The organism is Streptomyces sp. NPDC052036 (assembly GCF_040680495.1).
Taxonomy (GTDB): domain Bacteria; phylum Actinomycetota; class Actinomycetes; order Streptomycetales; family Streptomycetaceae; genus Streptomyces.
The window spans coordinates 502049-522771 of sequence record NZ_JBFAWW010000002.1 but is presented as its reverse complement, the minus strand read 5'-3'; the positions used below and the strand labels follow the sequence as shown (position 1 = coordinate 522771).

Here is a 20723-nt window from a genome sequence, read left to right as displayed (position 1 = left end):
GTACTCACCCGAGAGACTCTCTCAGGCTTTCCTCCGGGCGCTTCCCTTCGGTGTTTCCGACTCTATCAGATCTTTTCTCGACCCGATTTCCTCGGCGCTTTCCAGGTTCCCGCTCCCGCGTTTCCCTTTCCGGCTTTCCCGACTTTATCAGAAGTTTCGGGGCCGATTGACCGGCGTCCATTTCTGCATCATCGGGAGGGGCTCCATGGAATTGAAGTACCAGGAGCAGATAGATGTTCTCGGTTGATCCCGGGGTGGAGGTCCACCTCCAGGCAACTGTTCGAATCTACCTCCTCGCTCAACCCGTGTCAACAGGTCTTGCGCGGCGAAGAGGAGACTAGCAGGTCAACGGAGTGCGACGCACATCCGACGGGCCGCCTCCGCGTCACGCCGCGCTGGGGACGGTCGCACTGCGCTCGTGCGCGTCCAGGTCGCCCGTGTCACCGGCCCGTGCCGCACGCCCGCCCAGGACGAACACATACGTGAGAAAGGCCAGCTCGGCGAGGACGCCAATGGCTATCCGCGCCCATGTGGGGAGGCCGGAAGGGGTCACGAAGCCCTCGATGGCGCCCGACACGAAGAGGACGAGGGCGAGGCCGATCGCCATGCCCAGGGCCGCCCGGCCCTCCTCCGCGAGAGCGCTACGACGGGTGCGGGGACCCGGATCGATGAGGGTCCAGCCGAGTCGTAGCCCCGTGCCGGCGGCCACGAAGACGGCCGTCAGCTCCAGGAGACCGTGCGGGAGGACCAGTCCTAGGAAGGTGTCGAGACGGCCCGCCGAGGACATCAGGCCGAGACCCACGCCCAGGTTCAGCATGTTCTCGAGGAGGATCCAGAGGACCGGCAGGCCCAGGAAGATGCCGAGGACCAGGCACATCGCGGCGGCCCGGGCGTTGTTCGTCCACACCTGGGCAGCGAAGGCGGCGGCGGGATGGCTCGAGTAGTAGGTCTCGTACTCGCCGCCGGGGCGGGTCAGGCTGCGCAGTTCGCCAGGGGCCGCGATCGAGGACTGGATCTCCGGGTGGGTGCCGATCCACCACCCGAGGAGCGCGGCGATCACCGTGGAGAGCAACGCGGTGGGTACCCACCAGCGGCGCGAGCGGTAGACCGCGGCAGGAAATCCATGGGTGAGGAAGCGGGTGACATCGCGCCACGAGGCACGGCGCGTGCCCGTCACGGCACCACGCGCGCGTGCCACCAGCTGGCTGAGCCGGCCCGTGAGCTGGGGGTCCGGTGCACTGGACCGGACCAGCGAGAGATGGGTCGCGGTGCGCTGGTAGAGGGCGACGAGTTCGTCCGCCTCGGCTCCCGTGAGGCGGCGCTGGCGGCGCAGCAGAGCCTCGAGGCGGTCCCATTCGGCGCTGTGGGCGGACACGAACACGTCGAGGTCCATGGGTCGGGCTGCTCCTCGTCCTCTCGTACTGCGTGTCAGCTTGTCGCACTGGAGCGCGATGCGCCCACAGCTTGGCAGACTGTCCTGTCCCGGGGTGGGTCAGGGGAAGGACGCGGGGCATGAGTGAATTGGTGACGGGCGAGGCCGTGGCGCTTGAGCTGCGCCCCGCGAAACTGCCGAGCCGGGTGCTCGCGGTGGTGCTCGACCTGGTGGTGGCTGTCACCGCCTACGTCATCGTGATGATCGCTCTGGTGGCGTCGACGTCCGGTCTGGACGACGCCGCGCAGATCGCGCTGTCGATCGCGGTCTTCGTTCTTGTCCCGGTGGGCGGGCCGATCGCCGTGGAGACCCTGACCCACGGCCGTTCGCTGGGCAAGCTCGCCTGCGGGCTGCGCGTGGTGCGGGACGACGGAGGACCGACCCGGTTCCGTCACGCCCTGGTCCGGGGTGCGGTCGGGGTGGTCGAGATCCTGATGACATTCGGGGTCGTCGCGTGCATCGCCTCGCTGGTGTCGGCCCGGGGCAGGCGCCTCGGGGATGTGTTCGCGGGCACGCTGGTCGTGCGGGAGCGGGTGCCGGCGGGGCGTACGGCCCCTGTCCCCCCGCCGCCGCCCTGGCTCTCCGGCCGGTTCGCCGAGCTGGATCTTTCCGCGGTGCCGGACGGGTTGTGGCTGGCGATCCGGCAGTACCTGACGCGGATGCAGTCCCTGGATCCGCAGGTGGGCTGGGCGATGGCGGAACGTCTCGCCTCGGACCTCGCAGCCCGTACGGGGACGCCGGCGCCGCGCGAGGTCCCGCCGGCCGCGTATCTGGCGGCGGTGGTGCAGGAACGCCAGGCCAGGGAGACGCGGCGGGCGCTCGGTGGCCAGGGCGCAGAGACAGCCGTGGAGGCGCAGGGGATGCCGGCCAGGCATGCCCCTGCTCCTGTGCAGGCTCCCGCGCCGGGGCACGCTGCCGTCCCGCGGGGTGAGGCGAGTCCGTGGGCGGCTCCCGGGTCCTACGAGGCCGAGGGGGCGACGGGCCCGACCGGTGTGGACGATTGGTCCGGAATGGCCGTCCGGCCGCAGACATATGTCAGGTCTCAGGCCTCGACCACCGACCCGCGAGAAGACCTGCGGCCCGCGTCAGCGCAGGCGGACCGCCCTGCCACCGGGTTCGTGCCCCCCACGTGACCGGTCGGCGCAGGCCCCTCGTCAGCTGAACGCCGACGGCGGTGATTCGAGGTGTTCCAGCTCGACGCCGGGCGCCGCGAGGACGACGTCACCCGTGATGTGGACGGTGTGCCGCTCCCCCGTGTCCAGGGCTGTGACCTGGTATTCGTCAACGATCAGAGGGTCGTTGTCAGTGGGGTGTGCTTCTCTTGCGATCAGAGCCCAGGACTGGTCCACGGTGCGGGGGGCGAGGACCGGATCGGTGAAGGCGACTAGGCGTACGCGCGTCGCCGCGGAGGAGGGGGTGAGACGCAGCAGCCGGGCGGTGGCGACGAGGAAAGCGGGAGAGGTGCCGGTGAAGGCGTGGGCGGGGACGTTGCCTTCGGTGGCGTGGGTGCCGGTGGGGTCGGTGCGGACCCAGGTGACGCCGTCCAGAGCGGCGCCCCGCACCTGCCAGCTCGCGGCGTGCAGTTCGAGGCGGATGGGACGGCCGAGCTCGTCGAGAGCGAGGTCGACGGAGCCGGCGTGGTCGCCGGAGGGGGTGGTCACTTGCGAGACATAGCGCCAGCCCGAGGGGCCGGGTGCGCACTGGAAGTGTTCTTCGGCGAGGAGGGTGTCGTCGTGCGGGTCGTGAAGGGAATATCGGCCGCGGGGCATGGGGGTCCTGGGGTGTGACGGGCTGGTCCGGCCGATCGGGCCAAAGGGGCAGGCCCCCGACACGGGGGTGCGGGGGCCTGCCTGAGGGCCTGGTCGGTACCGGTGCCGGTATCGGTGGTCGGTACCGAGGTGGTCCTGTCAGTACCGGTAGTGGTCCGACTTGTACGGGCCCTCGACGTCGACGCCGATGTACGCGGCCTGCTCGGGGCGCAGCTGGGTCAGTTTCACGCCGAGCGCGTCCAGGTGGAGGCGGGCGACCTTCTCGTCGAGGTGCTTGGGCAGCGTGTACACGCCGGTCGGGTACGCGTCGGGCTTGGTGAACAGCTCGATCTGGGCCAGCGTCTGGTCCGCGAAGGAGTTGGACATCACGAACGACGGGTGACCGGTGGCGTTGCCCAGATTCAGCAGGCGGCCCTCGGAGAGGACGATGATCGTCTTGCCGTCGGGGAAGGTCCAGGTGTGGACTTGCGGCTTGACCTCGTCCTTGACGATGCCCGGGACCTTGGCGAGGCCGGCCATGTCGATCTCGTTGTCGAAGTGGCCGATGTTGCCGACGATCGCCTGGTGCTTCATCTTGGCCATGTCCGAGGCCATGATGATGTCCTTGTTGCCCGTCGTGGTGACGAAGATGTCGGCCTTGTCGATCACCTCGTCGAGGGTCGTGACCTGGTAACCGTCCATGGCGGCCTGCAACGCGCAGATCGGGTCGATCTCGGTGACGATCACGCGGGCGCCCTGTCCGCGCAGGGACTCCGCGCAGCCCTTGCCCACGTCGCCGTAGCCGCAGACGACCGCGGTCTTGCCGCCGATGAGGACGTCGGTGGCGCGGTTGATGCCGTCGATCAGGGAGTGGCGGCAGCCGTACTTGTTGTCGAACTTCGACTTGGTGACGGCGTCGTTGACGTTGATCGCCGGGAACAGGAGGACGCCGTCGCGCTGCATCTCGTACAGGCGGTGGACGCCGGTCGTGGTCTCCTCGGTGACGCCGCGGATCTCCGAGGCCAGCTGGGTCCACTTCTGGGGGGTCTCGCCCAGGGTGCGGTGCAGCAGCTGGAGGATGACGCGGTGCTCGTCGGACTCGGCGGTCTCGACGGCCGGGACCTTGCCGTCCTTCTCGTACTCGACGCCCTTGTGGACGAGGAGAGTGGCGTCACCGCCGTCGTCGAGGATCATGTTCGGGCCGCCGGTGGGGGTGCCCGGCCAGGTCAGCGCCTGCTCCGTGCACCACCAGTACTCCTCCAGCGTCTCGCCCTTCCAGGCGAAGACCGGGATGCCCTGGGGGTTGTCCGGCGTGCCGTTCGGGCCGACGGCGATGGCGGCGGCCGCGTGGTCCTGGGTGGAGAAGATGTTGCAGGAGGCCCAGCGGACCTGCGCACCGAGCGCCACCAGCGTCTCGATGAGCACGGCGGTCTGGACGGTCATGTGCAGGGAGCCGGTGATGCGGGAGCCGGCCAGGGGCTGCGTCTCGGCGTACTCCTTGCGGATCGCCATCAGACCGGGCATCTCGTGCTCGGCGAGAGTGATCTCCTTGCGGCCGAACTCGGCCAGGGAGAGGTCGGCGACCTTGAAGTCCTGTCGGTTGTCGACAGTCGTCATTGCGAGGTGCTCCTCGGAGTCGGGGCGAGGTGGGTAGGGCTGGTCTGCGCGGCGGCGGACACAGGGGTGCCCGAAGAGGACACAGGCATGCCCACGTGCGCGCAGCGCAGTCCGTCGGAGGCCCTCTCTCCCTCGGCCGGCCCGCGCTGGGCCGCCCGACCGCCATCAGCAGCGACGTCTGGCTCCGTCCCAAGCTACACCGAGCAACCCAGCCGTCCCCAGTCCGCCTCCGGACACATCGGGGGTGCGGCGGAACGGACCGCGCGCCGGCCGAAGCGGGGCGACGGGAACCTGCAAAGCCGGATGAGCAGGGCGTTTCCATGGCTTTGCGTTCGGACGATCAGGGAGACGTCTGGCCGTCGGGGGTGCTGGATCGGTCGATCGCGGCGGTGTGCCGTGTGAGGAAGGTGTCAGGCGGGCGTCGAGGGGCGGCACTCAGCCGACACACGGAGGTCGTTAGCCTCTGCGCGTGCGGAGGGGCCGCGCGGGGAGGGGATGACGATGGGCAAGGGACGGGGACTGGCGCTCGCGGCCTGGCTGACGCTGCCACTGGGGCTGCTCTTGTAGGTGGGTTCCCTGCTGTATGTGCGGTCGGCCTATACGACCGTCACGGTGAGCGGCGGAAGCATGGAGCCGACCTATGGCGTCGGCAAGCAGCTCGTCGTACGGCGGTCGGACGGGGACAAGATACGCAGAGGGGACGTCATCCTCTTCGCGACGCCGGACCGCTACAACGGCGCGGCCGTGCTGAAGCGGGTGATCGGTGTGGGCGGCGACCACGTGGTGTGCTGCGGCAAGGGCACGGACGAACACATCACCGTCAACGGGCGGCCACTGGTGGAGCCGTATGTGAAGGACGGCATCGCCGACGGTGTGCATCGGCCGTACGACGTGAAGGTGCCCGAGGACCGGCTGTTCGTGCTGGGCGACCATCGGGTCGACTCCATGGACTCTCGGTTCTTCGCGACCGACGGCCACCAGGGGACGGTGGCCGTCGGCGATGTGAAGGGGCGCGTCGTCGGGGGTCCGGGCCGGCTGGTGGGCTGGCTCCTGTGCGGGCTGCTCGGACTGGTCCTGGCCGCCACGGGGATCGGCCTGGGGATCGGCGCCGTGGCGGTGCGCAGGAGGCGGGTCGTGCCGCCCGCGCCGCCGTGGCCCGTCCAGGTGTGAGGGTCAGTGGCCGGCGGTCCGGTCCGGTCCCCCGGGCGTCGCCTCGGGGTCCGGGCCCTTGGCCGCCTCCGCCTCGCTGTAGATGTCCGGCTCCAGGTAGATGACCCGCGCTGTCGGGACGGCGGTGCGGATCCGGGCCTCGGCGGCGTCGATCGCGGTGGCGACCTGGGCGGCGGTGTCGTCGTGCCGGACGGCGATCTTGGCGGCGACCAGCAGCTCCTCGGGGCCGAGGTGCAGGGTGCGCATGTGGATGATGCCGGTGACGGTCTCGCCGTCGACGGTCGCCGACTCGATCTTCCTGATCACGTCCGGGCCGGCGGCCTCGCCGAGGAGCAGGGACGAGGTCTCGGCGGCGAGGACGAGGGCGATCGAGACGAGGAGGACACCGATGCAGACGGTGCCGATGCCGTCCCAGATGCCGTCGCCGGTGAGCACCGCGAGGCCGACGCCCCCGAGGGCGAGCACCAGACCGATCAGCGCGCCGAAGTCCTCCAGGAGGACGACGGGCAGTTCGGGTGCCTTGGCGCGGCGGATGAACTGCGCCCAGGACATCGTTCCGCGCAGTTCGTTGGACTCCTTGATGGCGGTGCGGAAGGAGAAGCCCTCGGCGATCACCGCGAAGACGAGGACGCCCACCGGCCAGTACCAGTGCTCGAGTTCGTGCGGGTGCTGGATCTTCTCGTAGCCCTCGTAGATGGCGAACATGCCGCCGATCGAGAAGAGGACGATCGAGACCAGGAAGGCGTAGATGAAGCGCTCGCGGCCGTAGCCGAACGGATGCTGCGGGGTCGCCTCGCGCTGGGCCCGCTTGCCGCCGATCAGCAGCAGGAACTGGTTCCCGGAGTCGGCGAGCGAGTGGACGCCCTCGGCGAGCATCGAGGACGAGCCGCTGAAGGCGAACGCCACGAGTTTCGATGCCGCGATCGCGAGGTTGGCGCCGAGTGCCGCCACGATCGCCTTGCTGCCGCCTGACGCGCTCATGTGTCCGCGTTGTCCCTTCGTTCCCGTCCTGCCCTGGATCGTCCTACTCGCGTAGCGCGCCCAGGGTTTTGCCCGTCCTTTGCCGGTGGGCCATTGTTGCAGCCGGGTCCGGCGCGGTGGTGCGCCGGACCGGCGTCGGACGGCGTGCGGCTGTGCGTCAGGCGACGACCGTGGCCCGGAAGAGGGTGCCGGCCCCGGAGGCCTCGGCGGGTTCGTCCGCCGGTACGAAGACGGACTGCCCCGGGGCGAGGAGGTGTTCGCCGACGCGTACGGAACCCGCCGTGCACAGCAGGATCTGCGGGGTCGGGCGGGTCAGGTCGTGTGCGGCGGTGCCCTCGGGGAGGACGTAGCGGGACAGGCGGAACTCGTCGATGGGGGTCTCGTAGACCTCCTCGCCGTCGCGGGACGCCTCCGGGCGCAGCACGCCGGGGTCGCCCGCCTCGAAGCGGACGATGCGCAGCAGTTCGGGGACGTCGACGTGCTTGGGGGTCAGGCCGCAGCGCAGGACGTTGTCGGAGTTGGCCATGATCTCGACGCCGAGGCCGGTCAGATAGGCGTGCGGGACGCCGGCACCGAGGAAGAGGGCCTCGCCGGGCTGGAGCTGTACGTGGTTGAGCAGCATGGCCGCGATCACGCCGGGGTCGCCGGGGTAGTGGTGCGCGAGGTCCGCGTACGGGGCGTAGGCGCCGCCGAGGCGGGCGCAGGCGGCCGCGGTCTCGGTGACCGTGTGGGCCATCTCCTCGGGGTCGGCGGTCAGGACCGCCGTGAGGACCTCGCGCAGGGCGGCGTCCTCAGGGTGCGCGTGCAGCAGGTCGACGTAGGGCTTGAGGGAGTCCACGTCGAGGCCTGCGAGCAGTTCGGCGGCCTCGTCGGGGGCGCGGAAGCCGCACAGGCCGTCGAACTCGGTGAGGGCGCAGATCAGTTCGGGCTTGTGGTTGGCGTCCTTGTAGTTGCGGTGGGGGGCGTCAAGGGGGATGCCGCGGCGCTCCTCGTCCTCGTAGCCCTCCTTCGCCTGCGCCAGGTCGGGGTGCACCTGGAGGGAGAGCGGGGCACCCGCGGCAAGGATCTTCAGCAGAAAGGGCAGCCGGGGGCCGAACTTGGCGACGGTGCGGGCGCCGAGCTCCTGCTCGGGGGACTTGTCGATCACCTCGTGGAGCGGCCCGCGCGAGGTGCGCGAGGGTGCGCCCGGGTGGGCGCCCATCCACATCTCCGCCTGGGGCTCACCGGTCGGCTCCACGCCAAGGAGGCGGGGGATGGCGGTGGTCGAACCCCAGGCGTAGGGGCGGACGGTGTTGTCGAGGCGATCCATGGGTGTCTTTTTCTCCGTAGGTACGCGGGGCGCAGGCGCCGTCAGACGGCGTGAGCCAAGGTCAGGCCCCTGAAGCGAGCGCCACGTAAACAGCGGCGAAATCTGTGATGGCGATCAGTTCCGCGAGGGTCTCCAGCTCACTGCCGTCCTCCGGTTCCAGTTCGCTGATCGCCGTGTCGTGGCTGAGTGCCAGTTCGCGTGCGGCGGGGGCCGCGCTCAGGCCCCCGATGGGCCGGTCGCGCAGCAGCACCACGCGCGCGTGGAGGGCCTGGGCCTCCTCGACGCGGTCGCGGAAGAAGTCCTCGGGGTCGGCGCCGGCGGCGAGCGCACCGGAGAGCAGGACGTGGTGCGAGGACAAGGCCTCGGGCAGCCGTGCGGTGAGCGCGGGGCGGCCGGCCAGTTCGCCGAGCGCGGCGGCGAAACGGCGGCCGGCCGGTGCGGCGGAGACACCCTCCGTCCAGATCAGCGGCAGGGATTCCGCGAGTTCGGCGGCGAGGGTCTTGGCGGGGTTGCTGTAGGTGGCGATGGCCGGGCCGCAGCGCTCGGCGGCCTGGTCGAGGCGGTCGGCGACCTTCTCCAGGGCATCGGCCGGGGCGGAGAGCAGGCCGGTGCGGTCCAGCAGGGCGAGCAGCGGGGTGAGCAGGGCCCACAGGACGCCGGGCGCGGACGCCGCGAGCGGTTCCTCCTGCTCGTAGGGGGCGGTCGCCATCGGGACGAACAGGCCGTGCGCGCCGTCCACCGCCTCCGTGACCGGGGCTCCGGCGGGGGCCACGGCGACGACCGTGCAGCCTCGGCGGTAGGCCTGCTCGACGAGGATCCCGAGGCCCGGTTCGGTGCCGTCGGGCGTGGCGATCAGCAGGAGGTCGACGGGGCCCGCCCAGCCGGGCAGGTCCCAGCGCAGGGCGCCGGCGGCCGGGGCGACACCGGTCGGGTGGATGCGGATGACCGGGCAGGAGGCGCCCGCCAGGGTGCCGAGCAGTTCGGCCACCCCCACGGAAGCGGTCCCGGGGCCCGCGATGAGGACGGCGCGGGGGCGGCCGTCGGGCTTCAGATCGTTGATCCCCGCCTCGGCGGCGTGCCGTACGGCGGTGCGGACGCGGGCGCCCGCCTCGGCGGCGCCGCGCAGCAGGGCGCGGCGGTCGGCGAGTGCCAGTGCGTCGGGGTCGTCCAGCAGCGATTCGTCGAGCATGAGCGGCAGTCTCCGATCGCCGGTTGCGTCAGGCGGGGCGGCGGGCCTCGTCCACGAGCAGGACCGGGATGCCGTCCCGGACGGGGTAGGCGAGGCCGCAGTCCTGACCGGTGCAGACCAGCTCGCTGTCCTCCTCCTTGAGGGGGGCGTGGCACGCCGGGCAGGCGAGGATCTCCAGGAGGCCGGCTTCGAGCGGCATGAGGGGTCCCTTCGGAGCGAGTGCGCTTGACCTGGTCAGATTACCGCCGCGGGGGCGGCGTGGTGTGGGTTGGGCGTGGTGGCGCGGTCTCGGGCGCCCCGCTGGGAGGGGGCGCCCGCCGCGGCCGGCGCCCCGCTGGGAGGGGGCGCCCGCCGCGGCCGTGCCGTGCGGCGCGGGGGTCAGCCGCGGATGACGGCCAGGGCCTCGTCCCGGATCTTGGCCATGGTGGCCTCGTCCTTCGCCTCCGCGTTCAGGCGCAGCAGCGGTTCGGTGTTGGAGGGGCGGACGTTGAACCACCAGTCGGCGGTCGAGACGGTCAGGCCGTCCAGCTCGTCGAGGGTGACGCCCTCACGGTCCTGGTACGTGGCCCTGATCGCGGCCAGGCGGCCCTGCTGGTCGTCGACCGTGGAGTTGATCTCTCCGGAGCCGGCGTAGCGGTCGTACTCGGCGACCAGCTGCGACAGCGGACCGTCCTGCTCCCCGAGGGCCGCCAGAACGTGGAGCGCGGCGAGCATGCCCGTGTCCGCGTTCCAGAAGTCCTTGAAGTAGTAGTGCGCGGAGTGCTCGCCGCCGAAGATCGCGCCGGTGCGTGCCATCTCGGCCTTGATGAAGGAGTGGCCCACGCGGGTGCGCACGGGCGTGCCGCCGTGCTCGCGGACGACCTCGGGCACGGACCACGACGTGATCAGGTTGTGGATGACCGCGCCCTTGCCGCCGTGCCTGGCCAGTTCGCGCGCGGCGACCAGCGCCGTGACGGCGGACGGCGAGACGGGGTCGCCGTGCTCGTCGACGACGAAGCACCGGTCGGCGTCGCCGTCGAAGGCGATGCCGATGTCGGCGTGCTCCTCGCGGACCCGCTTCTGCAGATCGACGATGTTCTGGGGGTCGAGCGGGTTGGCCTCGTGGTTGGGGAAGGTGCCGTCCAGCTCGAAGTACATCGGGACCAGGTCGATCGGCAGCCCGGCGAAGACGGTGGGCACGGTGTGGCCGCCCATGCCGTTGCCGGCGTCGACGACGACCTTCAGGGGGCGGCTGGAGGTCAGGTCGACCAGGGAGCGCAGGTGTGCCGCGTAGTCCTTCAGCGTGTCCCGCTGGGTGACCGTGCCGGGCGTCTGCGCGGGCTCCGGCGCGCCCTCGTCCATCCACTGCTCGACCAGGGCGCGGATCTCGGCGAGGCCGGTGTCCTGGCCGACCGGGGCGGCGCCCGCGCGGCACATCTTGATGCCGTTGTACTGGGCCGGGTTGTGCGAGGCGGTGAACATGGCGCCCGGCAGGTTCAGCGCGCCCGACGCGTAGTACAGCTGGTCGGTCGAGCACAGACCGATCTCGGTGACGTCGACCCCGCGTGCGGCGGCCCCGCGGGCGAAGGCACTCGAGAGTCCCGGGGAGGAGGGCCGCATGTCATGGCCGATCACGATCGCGTCCGCGCCGGTCACCTGGGCGAAGGCCGCTCCGAAGAGTCCGGCCAGTGACTCGTCCCACTGGTCGGGGACGACTCCGCGCACGTCGTACGCCTTCACGATCTGCGACAGATCAGCAGCCACGGCCAACCCTCCTGAGGTCTTGGATGGCCCCAAACTACCTGCTGGAAGCGGCCCTCGGTGGTGGGTCCGGCGGGCCGGGAGGGCAGTTCCAACGGAGTTCATACCGGGGTTCATACCCGGACTTCACGCAGGCTGCCCGGGGCTCAGTTGTCCGGCGAGCGCAGCACTCTCAGATGACCCCGGCGCGCGACCTCCATCGGATCCGCCGTACGCGCGCTGCCGCCGGCCTCCGCCGCTCGCTGCTGCGGGCGGGCCGCCTCGCGGACCGCGTTGGCGAGCGCCTCCAGGTCGTCGCCGCTGGGGCGGGCGGGGGCGGAGCCGTCCAGGAGCCGGACGACCTCCCAGCCGCGCGGTGCGGTCAGGCGCTCGGAGTGCTCGGCGCACAGGTCGTAGCAGTGGGGTTCGGCGTAGGTGGCGAGCGGGCCGAGGACCGCGGTCGAGTCGGCGTAGACGTACGTCAGCGTCGCTACGGCGGGTCGGCCGCAAGCGGTGCGCGAACAACGACGTACAGGGCTCACGACGTTGGACGGTACCGCACTCTTGAGCGGGCCGCGACGACTCTCCCCCAGGTCACTCCCCCGTGTCGTGCTGTGAAACACCCCACACGCCCCTCCCGGCGGGCCTTGGTGACCTGCACGGAGGCCGCCGGACCCGACCTCGGGACCCTCTGAAATCGGTCACCGCTTGGTACAAACCTTGCCAATTCTCATGAGGCCGACGGTCTTGGAGGGATATGGAATCGAGCCCAACCTTGGCTGGAATGGTCATCCTGCGACATCCCCTACGACTTCGGCCGGCCTCCGGCAGCCGGTCCGGCGAGCCGTTCGGACAAGACGGGCGGAGGGGGCGCGGGGCCGGGCGCCGGGCCCCGGCGGGGATTACGCTTCGTCAGTGATGGACAACGCCGTACCGCCCCGCTCCGCCGCACCCGGGCCCCGCCGCCGTGACCGCCACGGCAGAGGCATGCGCGGCCCCGTCGCGCCGCCGCAGGTGCCGCTCGCCGCGAGCCGTGCCGAGGTGTTCGCGGACCTGGTGCAGGACTCCGTGGAGCGTCTGGAGCGGCACTGGCCGCAGCTCGCCGACATCGACTTCCTCGTTCTCGAGGTGCCGCGCCTCGACGGCCCCGGTGAGGCGTGGAGCGACGATGCGGTGCCTCTGGGGGGCACGGTGCCGGCCGGTGACGGGCGCCGGGCGCGTGTCGTCGTCTACCGCCGTCCCGTGGAGATCCGCACCAAGGGCCGCGACGAGCGTGCCGCCCTGGTCCATGAAGTGGTCGTGGAGCAGGTGGCGGAGCTGCTGGGGCTGACTCCGGAGACCGTGGATCCGCGCTACGGCGAGGACTGACCCCGGGGTCCGTCAGCCCCCTGGCCCTTCGGGCCGTCACCTCATGAACGAGCCCGGGGCGTCACCTCTTCGGTGGCCCCGGGTCCTCACTTCTTCAGCAGGACGGAGAGGTCCTGGTCCGCCTCGGGCACCGCCACCGTGCCCCGGTCGTCGGGCAGGGTCTGCACGGTGAACGCCGACAGGCCCTCGATGGTCGTCTGCAGCATACGAGCGGCGTAGACGGGTCCTCCGGAGACCGCCTCGACGGTGAGCGCGTACGTGCCCTTCAGACCGCTCGGCACGGGCGCGTCCACGTTCTGTGTCGTACCGCCCTTGATCGTGTACTCCTTGGTGGCCGCCGTGCCGCCGTCGCTGCCGGCGGACGCGGTGACCTTGACCGTGGCCGTGCCGCCCGGCGCGGTCAGCGCGAGCGTGCTGCCCTTGGCGGTGTTGTCGGCGGCCGACGCGCGCGTGCCGACCGGCGCGGTCGCCGGGATGAACGCGGACTCCTGCTTGGCGCCCTTGCCGCGCACCACCCGCAGGGCGGCGACCACCGGGACCGGGGTGTCGCCGGGGGTCAGCACCAGGGAGCCCGCCTCTCCGCGGGTGACGTCGCCGAGGTCGACGGCGGTGGTCATACCGCCCTTCACGTGCAGCGTCTCGTTTCCGGCCGGGGTGATCTCCCCGGAGGGCGAGGCGAGGCGCACCTTGAGGTCGGCGTCGCTGTCGCCGGGCGCGAAGGCCACCAGACGGACGTCCGTGGCGTCCTTGGGGATGCCGGGCAGCACCAGGGAGCCCGCGGGGTCCGTCGAGGGAGCCAGCCAGTCGCCGCCCAGCTTGTCGTCGAGGGCCTGCACGGCGGCGGCGACACGGCCGCTGCGGACGCTCACATGGACCGTGACGTCGGGCTCCTGCGCTTCGGTGAGCGTGGAGAGCAGGATCGGCTCGCTGGCGTGCGGCTGGACCGTGATGCCCTCGCCCACCGTCGACTTGAGGGTGCCGTCCTTGCCGTACAGCTCGATGTCGACGACCGCGGCGGAGTCGTCCGGGTTGGTGAGGTGCACATAGTCGGTGCGGGAGGCGGCGGTGCTGGCGCCCGCGAACCAGAACTCGGTGTCCGGGGCGGTGCAGGCGGTGCCGAGCAGCCCTCGGCCGGCGCCCGCGGCGACCTGGGTGGTCTCCTGGACCGTCCAGCCGGGCGCGAGGCGTCCCGTGGCGGTGCCGATCAGCGCGGGCGTGTCCGAACCCGAGCTGTCCGCGGTGACCGGGGTCCCGGGATCCTTGGGGGTCACCGTGGGCGCGTCGGACTGCGCCTTGTCCTTGCCGCCCTTGCCGCCCTTCCCGCCCTTGCCGCCGCTGCCGCTCTTGCCGGTGTCCGTGCTGTCCGCCGACTGTGCGCCGGCGGGGGTGAGTTGGGCCTTCCCGCTGCCGCTCGTGCCCTGCGAGACGGGTGTGAACGACGTGTACGCGGTGTCGGCGATGTCGGAGGTGCTCGGCTCGGGGCACAGCAGCCGGGTCTGCTCCACGGGCAGCCGGGCGGCCGTCTTCGCGGTGCTGCTGCCGGACGCGTGGGGCGCGTCGAGCGCGGCGAACCCGGTGACGGCGGCGAGCGCGGTCACGCCGGCGATCAGGGACAGGGTCGTTCGGTTCACTGCTGGCTCCCGTCGGGGCGCTCACTGTCGGTGCCGTGCGCCGGGTCGTAGGGCGCGGCGTAGCCCTGGTGGTACGTCGGGTCGTACGGCGCCGTGTTGCCGTAGGCGTACGGGTCGTACTGGGCGCCCTGGTAGGGGTCGGCCGGGTACGGCTGCTGCTCGTAGGCGCCCTGCGTGTACTCCTGGGTGCCCTGGTACTGCTCGCCGCCGTAGGTGCCGTACTCGGTGCCCGCGTAACCCGCCGTGTCCCAGTCCCCGTACGCCTGCTGCTGCGGGATCGCGACGGGTTCGAACACCTCTTCCTCGGCCGGGGCCGGGGCGTCGGTGTCCTGGGCCGCCTCCTCGGCCTCGGCCTGGGCGCGCAGCCTGCGGGCCCGGCGGCCCTCGCCGCCGGCGTCCTGGGCGGGCGCGAGCCGCTCCTCGGGGAGGTCGTCGTCGACGTCCCGGCGGCGGCCCGGCAGGGCGAGCACCACGAGGACGACCGCGAGCGCGCCCTGCGCCCACAGCCACCCGGAGTGGCCGAACGGGGTGTCGTAGGTCACGTCCAACGTGCCGCCGGCGGCGGGCAGTTCGAAGCCCTGGGCCCAGCCGTCGACCGTGGTGCGGGTGAGCGGCTTGCCGTCCAGGGTGGCACTCCAGCCCGCGTCGGCGGTGTCGGCGATGCGCAGGATGCGGCCACCGGTGCCGGACGGGACCTTGGTGTGAATCTGGACGGGTCCGGCCGCCACGGGCTGCGGTGCGGCGGAGCCGCTGACGATCGCCGCGCGGGAGACCTCCCGGTCCAGCCGCCACAGGGCGCTGCCGTCCTGCTGGCTGAGCCGGCTGAGGCCGGGCGTGGCGTCCAGGACGCGGCTGACGTCGCGGGGGGCGCCCTTGCGGACGAGGACGTAGCGCACGGCGAAGCCGCCGAGTTCGTCGGCCTGGTCGGCGCCGGAGCCCGCCACGAGGTTGGCGACTACCTTGTCGAGCTGCTTGTTCTCGCCGTCCTCGGCGGCGAGTTCGGCGTCGCCGAGGCGGGCGCCGGAGCCGCGGACCAGGGTGTAGCGCACGAGCGCGGCGGACTCGCCGTCCAGGACGAGGGTGCGGGCCTGGTCGCTGGTGCCGCCCTCCTCGGCGACGAACGCGGGCACCTGCACGGGGTCGCGCCGCTCCACGGGTCCGTCCGCGCCGCGGATCATCCACCCGGCGGCGATGAGCAGGGGACCCGCGACGCACGCGAACGCGATGAGCGCGGCCACGGGCTGGCGCCAGCCGAAGCTCTGCTCGGCCACGCGGGCGCGGGCGCCGTCCGCGCCGACCACGGCGGCGGCGAGCAGCGCGAGGCCGTAGACGAGGGTCGCGGGTCCGGCCCAGGCCGAGACGTTGGACAGGACCGCGAAGACGAGCGCCACCAGGGCCGCCGTCCAGGCCGTCCAGGCGGCCTTCCGGCGCTCGGCGCGGAGGAGGGCCGCCAGCGCGGCGAGGACGATGCCGATGAGCATCAGTCCGCTGACCGTGCCGGGGCCGCCGGGGCTCGCGCCCAGCAGATCGGAGGCGGAGGCCGCGCCCTTGCCGTAGGCGAGACCGGCCTCCTGGAAGAAGCCGTGGGGCAGCAGCGTGAGCGACCAGGGGGCGAGCACCAGCAGCGGGGTGCCCAACTGGGCGAGAACGCGTGGCGCGTAGCCGAGGATCGCGTTTCTGCGCACGGCCAGCAGGGCGAGGCCCAGGACCGCCGCGATGGGCCACACGATCGGGGTGAACGCGGTGGTGATCGTCAGCAGGAGGGCGTACGCCCAGGTGGCGCGCCAGCTGCCGCGCGCCCCGGAGGTGTGGGCGAGTCCGGAGGCCGCGATGCCCGCGCGCGCGATGAGCGGCAGCAGAACGGCGAGGACCGCGGTGCCGATGCGGCCGCCGGCGAGGGCTCCGGTGGCGGCGGGCAGGAAGGCGTACGCGATGGACGCCCAGGCGCGCAGCAGCCGGGACTCGACGAGGGGACGCGAGGCGAAGTAGGCGGTGAACCCGGCCAGCGGCACCGAGAAGACGAGCAGCACCGTCACCGCGAGCCCGGTGGAGCCAAAGAGGAGGCTCGCGAGCAGGGCGACGAGCGCGAGATAGGGCGGCGCGGAGTGCGCGCCCCCGGCGCCCACCGGATGCCAGGCGTCGAGATAGCGCGACCACAGCTCGGAGGAGTCGGCGGGGGCGGGCAGCAGCGCGCCGCCGGCGAGCGACCCGCCGCCGAGCAGGGCACGGCAGGCGAGCAGCGAGACGAGCAGGAGGACGGCGAAGAGCAGCGGGCCCGGTTTGCGGGCGATGCGCTTGAGCCGGGCGAACTGCTCGACCTCCATGAAGTCGGCGTCGTCGCCGCCGGGTCCGGACTCCAGGCCGCCGCCGTGCCGGCCGGCCGAGGACACCTCGGGGTCGGAGCGGCCCACGAGGTTGCTCGCGAGCTGTTCGACGGTGGCCCGGACCGTCGCTCCGGGCGGCGGGAACAGCGGGCGCAGCTCGCCCTTGTCGACCTGGGGACGGCCGCGCCGGCGGCGCCCGGCGATGATCCGCTCGGGCCGCAGCAGGGTGCCCAGCAGGCCGCGGATCTCGTCGACGGCCTGTCCGGGCACCTTGCCGACGAGGTACGCGACCGTACGCAGCAGGGTGCCGAGGATCAGGCGGAGCAGGATCCAGGGCAGCTGTGCCGTGCGGGCGTTGACAAGGAGGGTGTAGATGGCGCCCGCTTTGTCCACCTTGTGCGGGGAGGCCGTGGTGCGGCCCGCGCAGTCGACGGTGCGGCGCTCGCGGGAGGCCGCCTCCGCGTGACGTACGACCGCGTCGGGGGCGATCAGGACACGGTGGCCGGCGGCATGGGCGCGCCAGCACAGGTCGACGTCGTCCCGCATCAGCGGCAGATGCCGGTCGAAGCCGCCGAGCTCCTCGAAGACATCGCGCCGGATCAGCATGCCGGCCGTGGACACGGACAGCACCGGGCGGATGTGGTCGTGCTGGCCCTGGTCCTGTTCGCGGCGGTCCAGACCGGTCCAGCGACGGCCGGAGTTGGCGATGGTGACGCCGACCTCCAGGAGCTGCCGGCGGTCGTACCAGCCGCGGAGCTTGGGGCCGACGACGGCCACGTCGTCGCGGCCCAGCTCCAGTTCGTTCTCCACGACCCGCAGGAGCTGGGCCAGGGCGTCGGGTTCGGGGGCGCAGTCGTCGTGCAGCAGCCACAGCCACTGCACCGGCTCTCCGTACGGCAGGTCGGGCAGGTCGTACGCGTCGTCCCGCCAGGTGCGGGTGACCGGGTCCCAGCCGCTGGGGCGCTTGAGATAGGGCAGGTCGTCCGGGGTCAGCACGGCCGCGCCGCGGTTCGCCTCCTCGACGGCCTGGCCGAAGCCGGTGCGCCGGGCGAGGTGCAGGACCCGGTCGGCGCCGAGGGCGTCGGTGAGCAACTGGGCGGAGTCGTCGCCGCTGCCGGTGTCGGCCGCCACGGCGTTCTGCACGGGGCGCTCCTGGCCGAGCAGCCCGGCGAGCGCGTCGGGGAGCCAGCGGGCGCCGTCGTGGGCGACGAGGACCGCGGTGACCACATGACGCGGGAACTCAGGTGTGGCAGCGGCGTCTTGATGGGCTGCCGTATGGCTGTGCACGGACATCGAGGTACGGGCCCCGGTTCGATGGACTGCGGTGGACGCCTGTGCCCCGCGGGGGCAGCGGTGCGTCTCGGACGAGCGACCACACTATCGGCTGGGCAGCACAGCGGCCCGCCGCCTGTGGATAACCCACCCGCGACGGGCCGTCGTGACGTCTGGACAGAAGGCCGTGCGCCGCTGTCCGGGCGAGCGCCGGAGGTCTCCGGCGGGTCCGCGTCAGACCGCGGCCTTCTTCAGCCGACGGCGCTCACGCTCGGACAGACCGCCCCAGATGCCGAAGCGCTCGTCGTTGGCGAGCGCGTATTCGAGGCACTCCGAGCGGACCTCACAGGCGAGGCAGACCTTCTTGGCCTCGCGGGTGGATCCACCCTTCTCGGGAAAAAAGGACTCGGGGTCGGTCTGGGCGCACAGCGCGCGCTCCTGCCAGCCGAGTTCCTCGTCCGCGTCGTCGACCAGCAGTTGCTGCACCAGCTCGGTCATGTGCGCCCCTCGTCAGTCTTTCGCGTCCCCGTGATGTAGCCGTTACCGATTTCGGCTGAACGACACGAGTGAAATTACAAGTGTGCCGATCCGGGCCAGTCAAGCCGAGATCTGCTATTGAGCCCCTTATTCACTCTGCGGAACCAAGGCTATGCGGAAAGTGTTCAAATCGGCATAAACCCAGACAGCCACCAAGGGCCCTGGTGGGCGACCACCCCGTCATAGGGGAGGACGTCCGGACGTTCGATCTCGTTCCGACGCGCACCGCGAAGCGAACCGGATCACAGTCGGATCACGAGATCGCAACGGCGTTCGTGCGCCTGGCGGTGCGCTCCATGTGTCCCGGAGCCCGAGTGAACAAACCTTTCGTCTCGCAGATGAACCGGATGAGGTGAAACACCTCCCGCATCGCGGACCTCAAGTTGACAGGGGAGGTGTGAACCGGTGTCCTAGGGGGCATGCTCGCGAACCCGGCACTCACCCAGACCCGCTCCGCCGGGTCCCACGGTGCTGCCCGCGCTCGCTGTAGCTGTTGCTGTTTCGGCTGTTGAGCTTGTCCCACCGCTCCGGCCGCCCCTGAGTCCACCCGACTCGGCTGTTGTTCCCGCCCGCATCAGGGCCCCCGCCACGCCTGTGACCCGGGCGGACGACTAGCGACATCCAGCCGCCCCACTCCCGTCGAGGAATGACCGCACCCCATGAACAGCGACAGCGACCTGCAGATCGCCGGCGACATCCTGGAAGTACCGCATCTGCTCCAGCCGCCGCGCGAGCACCCGGCCACCGTTGCCGAGTTCGCCGGCCTCGCCCGGACCATCGCCGCCGACCGCTCCCAGTGGGAGCACCTCGTGCGGTACGACGCGACCTCCCGCTGGTACCACCGGCTGCGCACCGTTCCCCAAGCTCTCGGCTCCGCTCGAGCAGGGGAGACCCCAATCGGCTACGAGGTGTGGCTGCTGTCGTGGGTCCCTGGGCAGGGCAGCGGACTGCACGACCACGGGCGCTCGTCCGGCGTACTGACCGTCCTGCACGGCGCACTGACCGAGCGCACGGAGCGCGGGACCCGCGCGTTGGGTGCGGGGGCGCAGAGGGTCTTCGCGCCGGGGTACGTGCACGAGGTGATCAATGACGCGCTGGAGCCGGCGGTCAGCCTGCACATCTACTTCCCGGGCCTGACCGAGATGCCCATGCTGCCGGCGTCCCGGCTCCGTACGGCCGGGGGGACTGGAGAGGCCGGGGAGACCCCGGAGACGCTCGTCTCGGCGTGCGCGGCGGAGCCCGGCCCGGTGGACCCGGTCACCGGCTGACCCCCGACCCGGTCACCCGCCGACCCTCGACCCGGTCACCGGCCGGAGCTCACGGCACGGCCACCGGCTGAGCCCGGCGGCCGTCCGCAACCGGTCATGAGTGGTCACCGCCCCCCGCAAGGGGGTCGCATCCGTCACGCGTCGACCACCCCCGCCGAGTCGGCCCGGCGGCTGACACACTGTCTCAATGCGCATTGTGGTTCTGGCAGGCGGCATCGGCGGTGCCCGGTTTCTGCGCGGTCTGAAGCAGGCCGCTCCCGACGCGGACATCACGGTCATCGGCAACACCGGCGACGACATCCACCTCTTCGGGCTGAAGGTCTGCCCGGACCTCGACACGGTGATGTACACACTCGGCGGCGGCATCAACGAGGAACAGGGCTGGGGCCGGGCCGACGAGACCTTCCACCTCAAGGAGGAACTCGCGGCATACGGCGTGGGCCCGGAATGGTTCGGGCTCGGCGACCGCGACTTCGCCACGCACATCGTGCGGACACAGATGCTGGGCGCCGGGTATCCGCTCAGCGCGGTCACCGAGGCGCTGTGCGACCGCTGGAAGCCGGGGGTCCGGCTGCTGCCCATGTCGGACGACCGCGTGGAGACCCATGTCGCCGTCGAGCTGGACGGCGAACGCAAGGCGATCCACTTCCAGGAGTACTGGGTTCGGCTGCGGGCCTCCGTCCCGGCCGAGGCGATCGTGCCGGTGGGCGCCGAGCAGGCGAAGCCCGCCCCCGGCGTCCTGGAGGCCATCGCCGAGGCGGACGTGGTGCTCTTCCCGCCGTCCAACCCGGTGGTGTCCGTCGGCACCATCCTCGCGGTGCCCGGCATCCGGGAGGCCATCGCGAACGCCGGGGTGCCGGTGGTGGGCCTCTCCCCCATCGTCGGTGACGCGCCCGTGCGCGGTATGGCCGACAAGGTGCTCGCGGCGGTCGGTGTGGAGTCGACGGCCGCGGCGGTCGCCGAGCACTACGGCTCCGGACTGCTGGACGGCTGGCTCGTCGACTCGGTGGACGCGGCCGCTGTGGAGCGCGTGGAGGCCGCGGGCATCCGCTGTCGCGCGGTGCCGCTGATGATGACCGACCTGGAGGCGACGACCCGGATGGCCCACGAGGCGCTGACGCTGGCGGAGGAGGTGCGAGGCGCTTGAGCGGCGGGCTT

The 20723-nt window shown here is 71.9% G+C and carries 18 protein-coding genes; 6 read left to right on the top strand and 12 right to left on the bottom strand.

Features of this window, described 5'->3' with window-relative positions; translation table 11 throughout:
* On the top strand, nucleotides 1-247 hold a 247-nt coding region (locus tag AB0L95_RS06365; RefSeq protein ID WP_365157722.1), incomplete at its 5' end, for a hypothetical protein.
* 138 nt (nucleotides 248-385) lie between these two features.
* Here AB0L95_RS06365 and AB0L95_RS06360 read toward each other — a convergent pair.
* Nucleotides 386-1393 (bottom strand): stage II sporulation protein M, encoded by a 1008-nt coding sequence (locus AB0L95_RS06360; protein WP_365157719.1) that lies wholly within the window; start codon nucleotides 1391-1393, stop codon nucleotides 386-388.
* A gap of 119 nt (nucleotides 1394-1512) precedes the next feature.
* On the opposite strand from AB0L95_RS06360, the gene AB0L95_RS06355 reads away from it, so the two are divergent.
* Nucleotides 1513-2565, top strand: a complete 1053-nt coding sequence (locus AB0L95_RS06355; protein WP_365157716.1) for an RDD family protein — start codon at nucleotides 1513-1515, stop codon at nucleotides 2563-2565.
* Nucleotides 2566-2586: 21 nt separating this feature from the next.
* Here AB0L95_RS06355 and AB0L95_RS06350 read toward each other — a convergent pair whose 3' ends face one another.
* Both AB0L95_RS06350 and ahcY read right to left on the bottom strand, forming a co-directional pair.
* Nucleotides 2587-3201, bottom strand: coding sequence for a hypothetical protein (locus AB0L95_RS06350; RefSeq protein WP_365157713.1), 615 nt, complete (start codon nucleotides 3199-3201; stop codon nucleotides 2587-2589).
* Between the two features lie 138 nt (nucleotides 3202-3339).
* Nucleotides 3340-4797 carry an adenosylhomocysteinase gene (ahcY, locus tag AB0L95_RS06345; RefSeq protein WP_365157710.1) on the bottom strand — a complete coding sequence of 486 codons (1458 nt, stop codon included), beginning with the start codon at nucleotides 4795-4797 and terminating at the stop codon, nucleotides 3340-3342.
* 567 nt (nucleotides 4798-5364) lie between these two features.
* Between ahcY and lepB the strand changes: the two genes are divergently transcribed.
* Nucleotides 5365-5967 carry a signal peptidase I gene (gene lepB / locus AB0L95_RS06340; protein WP_365157708.1) on the top strand — a complete coding sequence of 201 codons (603 nt, stop codon included), beginning with the start codon at nucleotides 5365-5367 and terminating at the stop codon, nucleotides 5965-5967.
* 3 nt (nucleotides 5968-5970) lie between these two features.
* On the opposite strand, the gene AB0L95_RS06335 is transcribed toward lepB, so the two are convergent.
* The 6 genes from AB0L95_RS06335 to AB0L95_RS06310 all read right to left on the bottom strand — a co-directional run bounded on the left by AB0L95_RS06335 (nucleotide 5971) and on the right by AB0L95_RS06310 (nucleotide 11707).
* A complete protein-coding gene (locus AB0L95_RS06335; protein ID WP_365157706.1) occupies nucleotides 5971-6948 on the bottom strand; it encodes a cation diffusion facilitator family transporter in 978 nt (325 codons plus the stop codon).
* 157 nt (nucleotides 6949-7105) lie between these two features.
* Entirely contained in the window at nucleotides 7106-8257 is a 1152-nt protein-coding gene (manA, locus tag AB0L95_RS06330; protein WP_365157703.1) for a mannose-6-phosphate isomerase, class I, read from the bottom strand.
* Between the two features lie 61 nt (nucleotides 8258-8318).
* Nucleotides 8319-9446, bottom strand: coding sequence for an SIS domain-containing protein (locus AB0L95_RS06325; RefSeq protein ID WP_365157700.1), 1128 nt, complete (start codon nucleotides 9444-9446; stop codon nucleotides 8319-8321).
* Nucleotides 9447-9474: 28 nt separating this feature from the next.
* On the bottom strand, nucleotides 9475-9645 hold the full coding sequence (locus AB0L95_RS06320; protein ID WP_161242457.1) for a Trm112 family protein: 171 nt from the start codon (nucleotides 9643-9645) through the stop codon (nucleotides 9475-9477).
* A 179-nt stretch (nucleotides 9646-9824) separates the two neighbouring features.
* Entirely contained in the window at nucleotides 9825-11189 is a 1365-nt protein-coding gene (locus AB0L95_RS06315) for a phosphomannomutase/phosphoglucomutase (protein ID WP_365157697.1), read from the bottom strand.
* A gap of 143 nt (nucleotides 11190-11332) precedes the next feature.
* Nucleotides 11333-11707 carry a DUF3499 domain-containing protein gene (locus AB0L95_RS06310; protein WP_311699710.1) on the bottom strand — a complete coding sequence of 125 codons (375 nt, stop codon included), beginning with the start codon at nucleotides 11705-11707 and terminating at the stop codon, nucleotides 11333-11335.
* 376 nt (nucleotides 11708-12083) lie between these two features.
* On the opposite strand from AB0L95_RS06310, the gene AB0L95_RS06305 reads away from it, so the two are divergent.
* Nucleotides 12084-12533: a metallopeptidase family protein gene (locus AB0L95_RS06305; protein WP_365157803.1), complete on the top strand. Its 450-nt coding sequence runs from the start codon at nucleotides 12084-12086 to the stop codon at nucleotides 12531-12533.
* Nucleotides 12534-12619: 86 nt separating this feature from the next.
* Here AB0L95_RS06305 and AB0L95_RS06300 read toward each other — a convergent pair whose 3' ends face one another.
* From AB0L95_RS06300 to AB0L95_RS06290, 3 genes are all read right to left on the bottom strand, one after another.
* Complete coding sequence (locus tag AB0L95_RS06300; protein ID WP_365157694.1) at nucleotides 12620-14164, bottom strand: DUF5719 family protein; 1545 nt, start codon at nucleotides 14162-14164, stop codon at nucleotides 12620-12622.
* Nucleotides 14161-17781 (bottom strand): glycosyltransferase family 2 protein, encoded by a 3621-nt coding sequence (locus tag AB0L95_RS06295; protein ID WP_365157692.1) that lies wholly within the window; start codon nucleotides 17779-17781, stop codon nucleotides 14161-14163. Before AB0L95_RS06295 ends, AB0L95_RS06300 begins: the two co-directional genes overlap by 4 nt.
* Before the next feature lie 213 nt (nucleotides 17782-17994).
* On the bottom strand, nucleotides 17995-18258 hold the full coding sequence (locus AB0L95_RS06290) for a WhiB family transcriptional regulator (protein WP_003975777.1): 264 nt from the start codon (nucleotides 18256-18258) through the stop codon (nucleotides 17995-17997).
* A gap of 698 nt (nucleotides 18259-18956) precedes the next feature.
* Between AB0L95_RS06290 and AB0L95_RS06285 the strand changes: the two genes are divergently transcribed.
* Both AB0L95_RS06285 and cofD read left to right on the top strand, forming a co-directional pair.
* On the top strand, nucleotides 18957-19565 hold the full coding sequence (locus AB0L95_RS06285) for a cysteine dioxygenase family protein (RefSeq protein ID WP_365157687.1): 609 nt from the start codon (nucleotides 18957-18959) through the stop codon (nucleotides 19563-19565).
* A 187-nt stretch (nucleotides 19566-19752) separates the two neighbouring features.
* The gene (gene cofD / locus AB0L95_RS06280; protein WP_365157685.1) at nucleotides 19753-20712 is read left to right on the top strand and encodes a 2-phospho-L-lactate transferase; all 960 of its coding nucleotides are present in this window, start codon (nucleotides 19753-19755) and stop codon (nucleotides 20710-20712) included.
* Nucleotides 20713-20723 lie beyond the last annotated feature (11 nt).

Coding starts and splice junctions, on each gene's coding strand:
- AB0L95_RS06285 (WP_365157687.1), top strand. CDS start 18,957: ATGAACAGCGACAGCGACCTGCAGATCGCCGGCGACATCCTGGAAGTA.
- cofD (WP_365157685.1), top strand. CDS start 19,753: ATGCGCATTGTGGTTCTGGCAGGCGGCATCGGCGGTGCCCGGTTTCTG.
- AB0L95_RS06295 (WP_365157692.1), bottom strand. CDS start 17,781: ATGTCCGTGCACAGCCATACGGCAGCCCATCAAGACGCCGCTGCCACA.
- AB0L95_RS06305 (WP_365157803.1), top strand. CDS start 12,084: ATGGACAACGCCGTACCGCCCCGCTCCGCCGCACCCGGGCCCCGCCGC.
- AB0L95_RS06360 (WP_365157719.1), bottom strand. CDS start 1,393: ATGGACCTCGACGTGTTCGTGTCCGCCCACAGCGCCGAATGGGACCGC.
- AB0L95_RS06325 (WP_365157700.1), bottom strand. CDS start 9,446: ATGCTCGACGAATCGCTGCTGGACGACCCCGACGCACTGGCACTCGCC.
- AB0L95_RS06335 (WP_365157706.1), bottom strand. CDS start 6,948: ATGAGCGCGTCAGGCGGCAGCAAGGCGATCGTGGCGGCACTCGGCGCC.
- ahcY (WP_365157710.1), bottom strand. CDS start 4,797: ATGACGACTGTCGACAACCGACAGGACTTCAAGGTCGCCGACCTCTCC.
- AB0L95_RS06290 (WP_003975777.1), bottom strand. CDS start 18,258: ATGACCGAGCTGGTGCAGCAACTGCTGGTCGACGACGCGGACGAGGAA.
- AB0L95_RS06320 (WP_161242457.1), bottom strand. CDS start 9,645: ATGCCGCTCGAAGCCGGCCTCCTGGAGATCCTCGCCTGCCCGGCGTGC.
- AB0L95_RS06355 (WP_365157716.1), top strand. CDS start 1,513: ATGAGTGAATTGGTGACGGGCGAGGCCGTGGCGCTTGAGCTGCGCCCC.
- AB0L95_RS06350 (WP_365157713.1), bottom strand. CDS start 3,201: ATGCCCCGCGGCCGATATTCCCTTCACGACCCGCACGACGACACCCTC.
- manA (WP_365157703.1), bottom strand. CDS start 8,257: ATGGATCGCCTCGACAACACCGTCCGCCCCTACGCCTGGGGTTCGACC.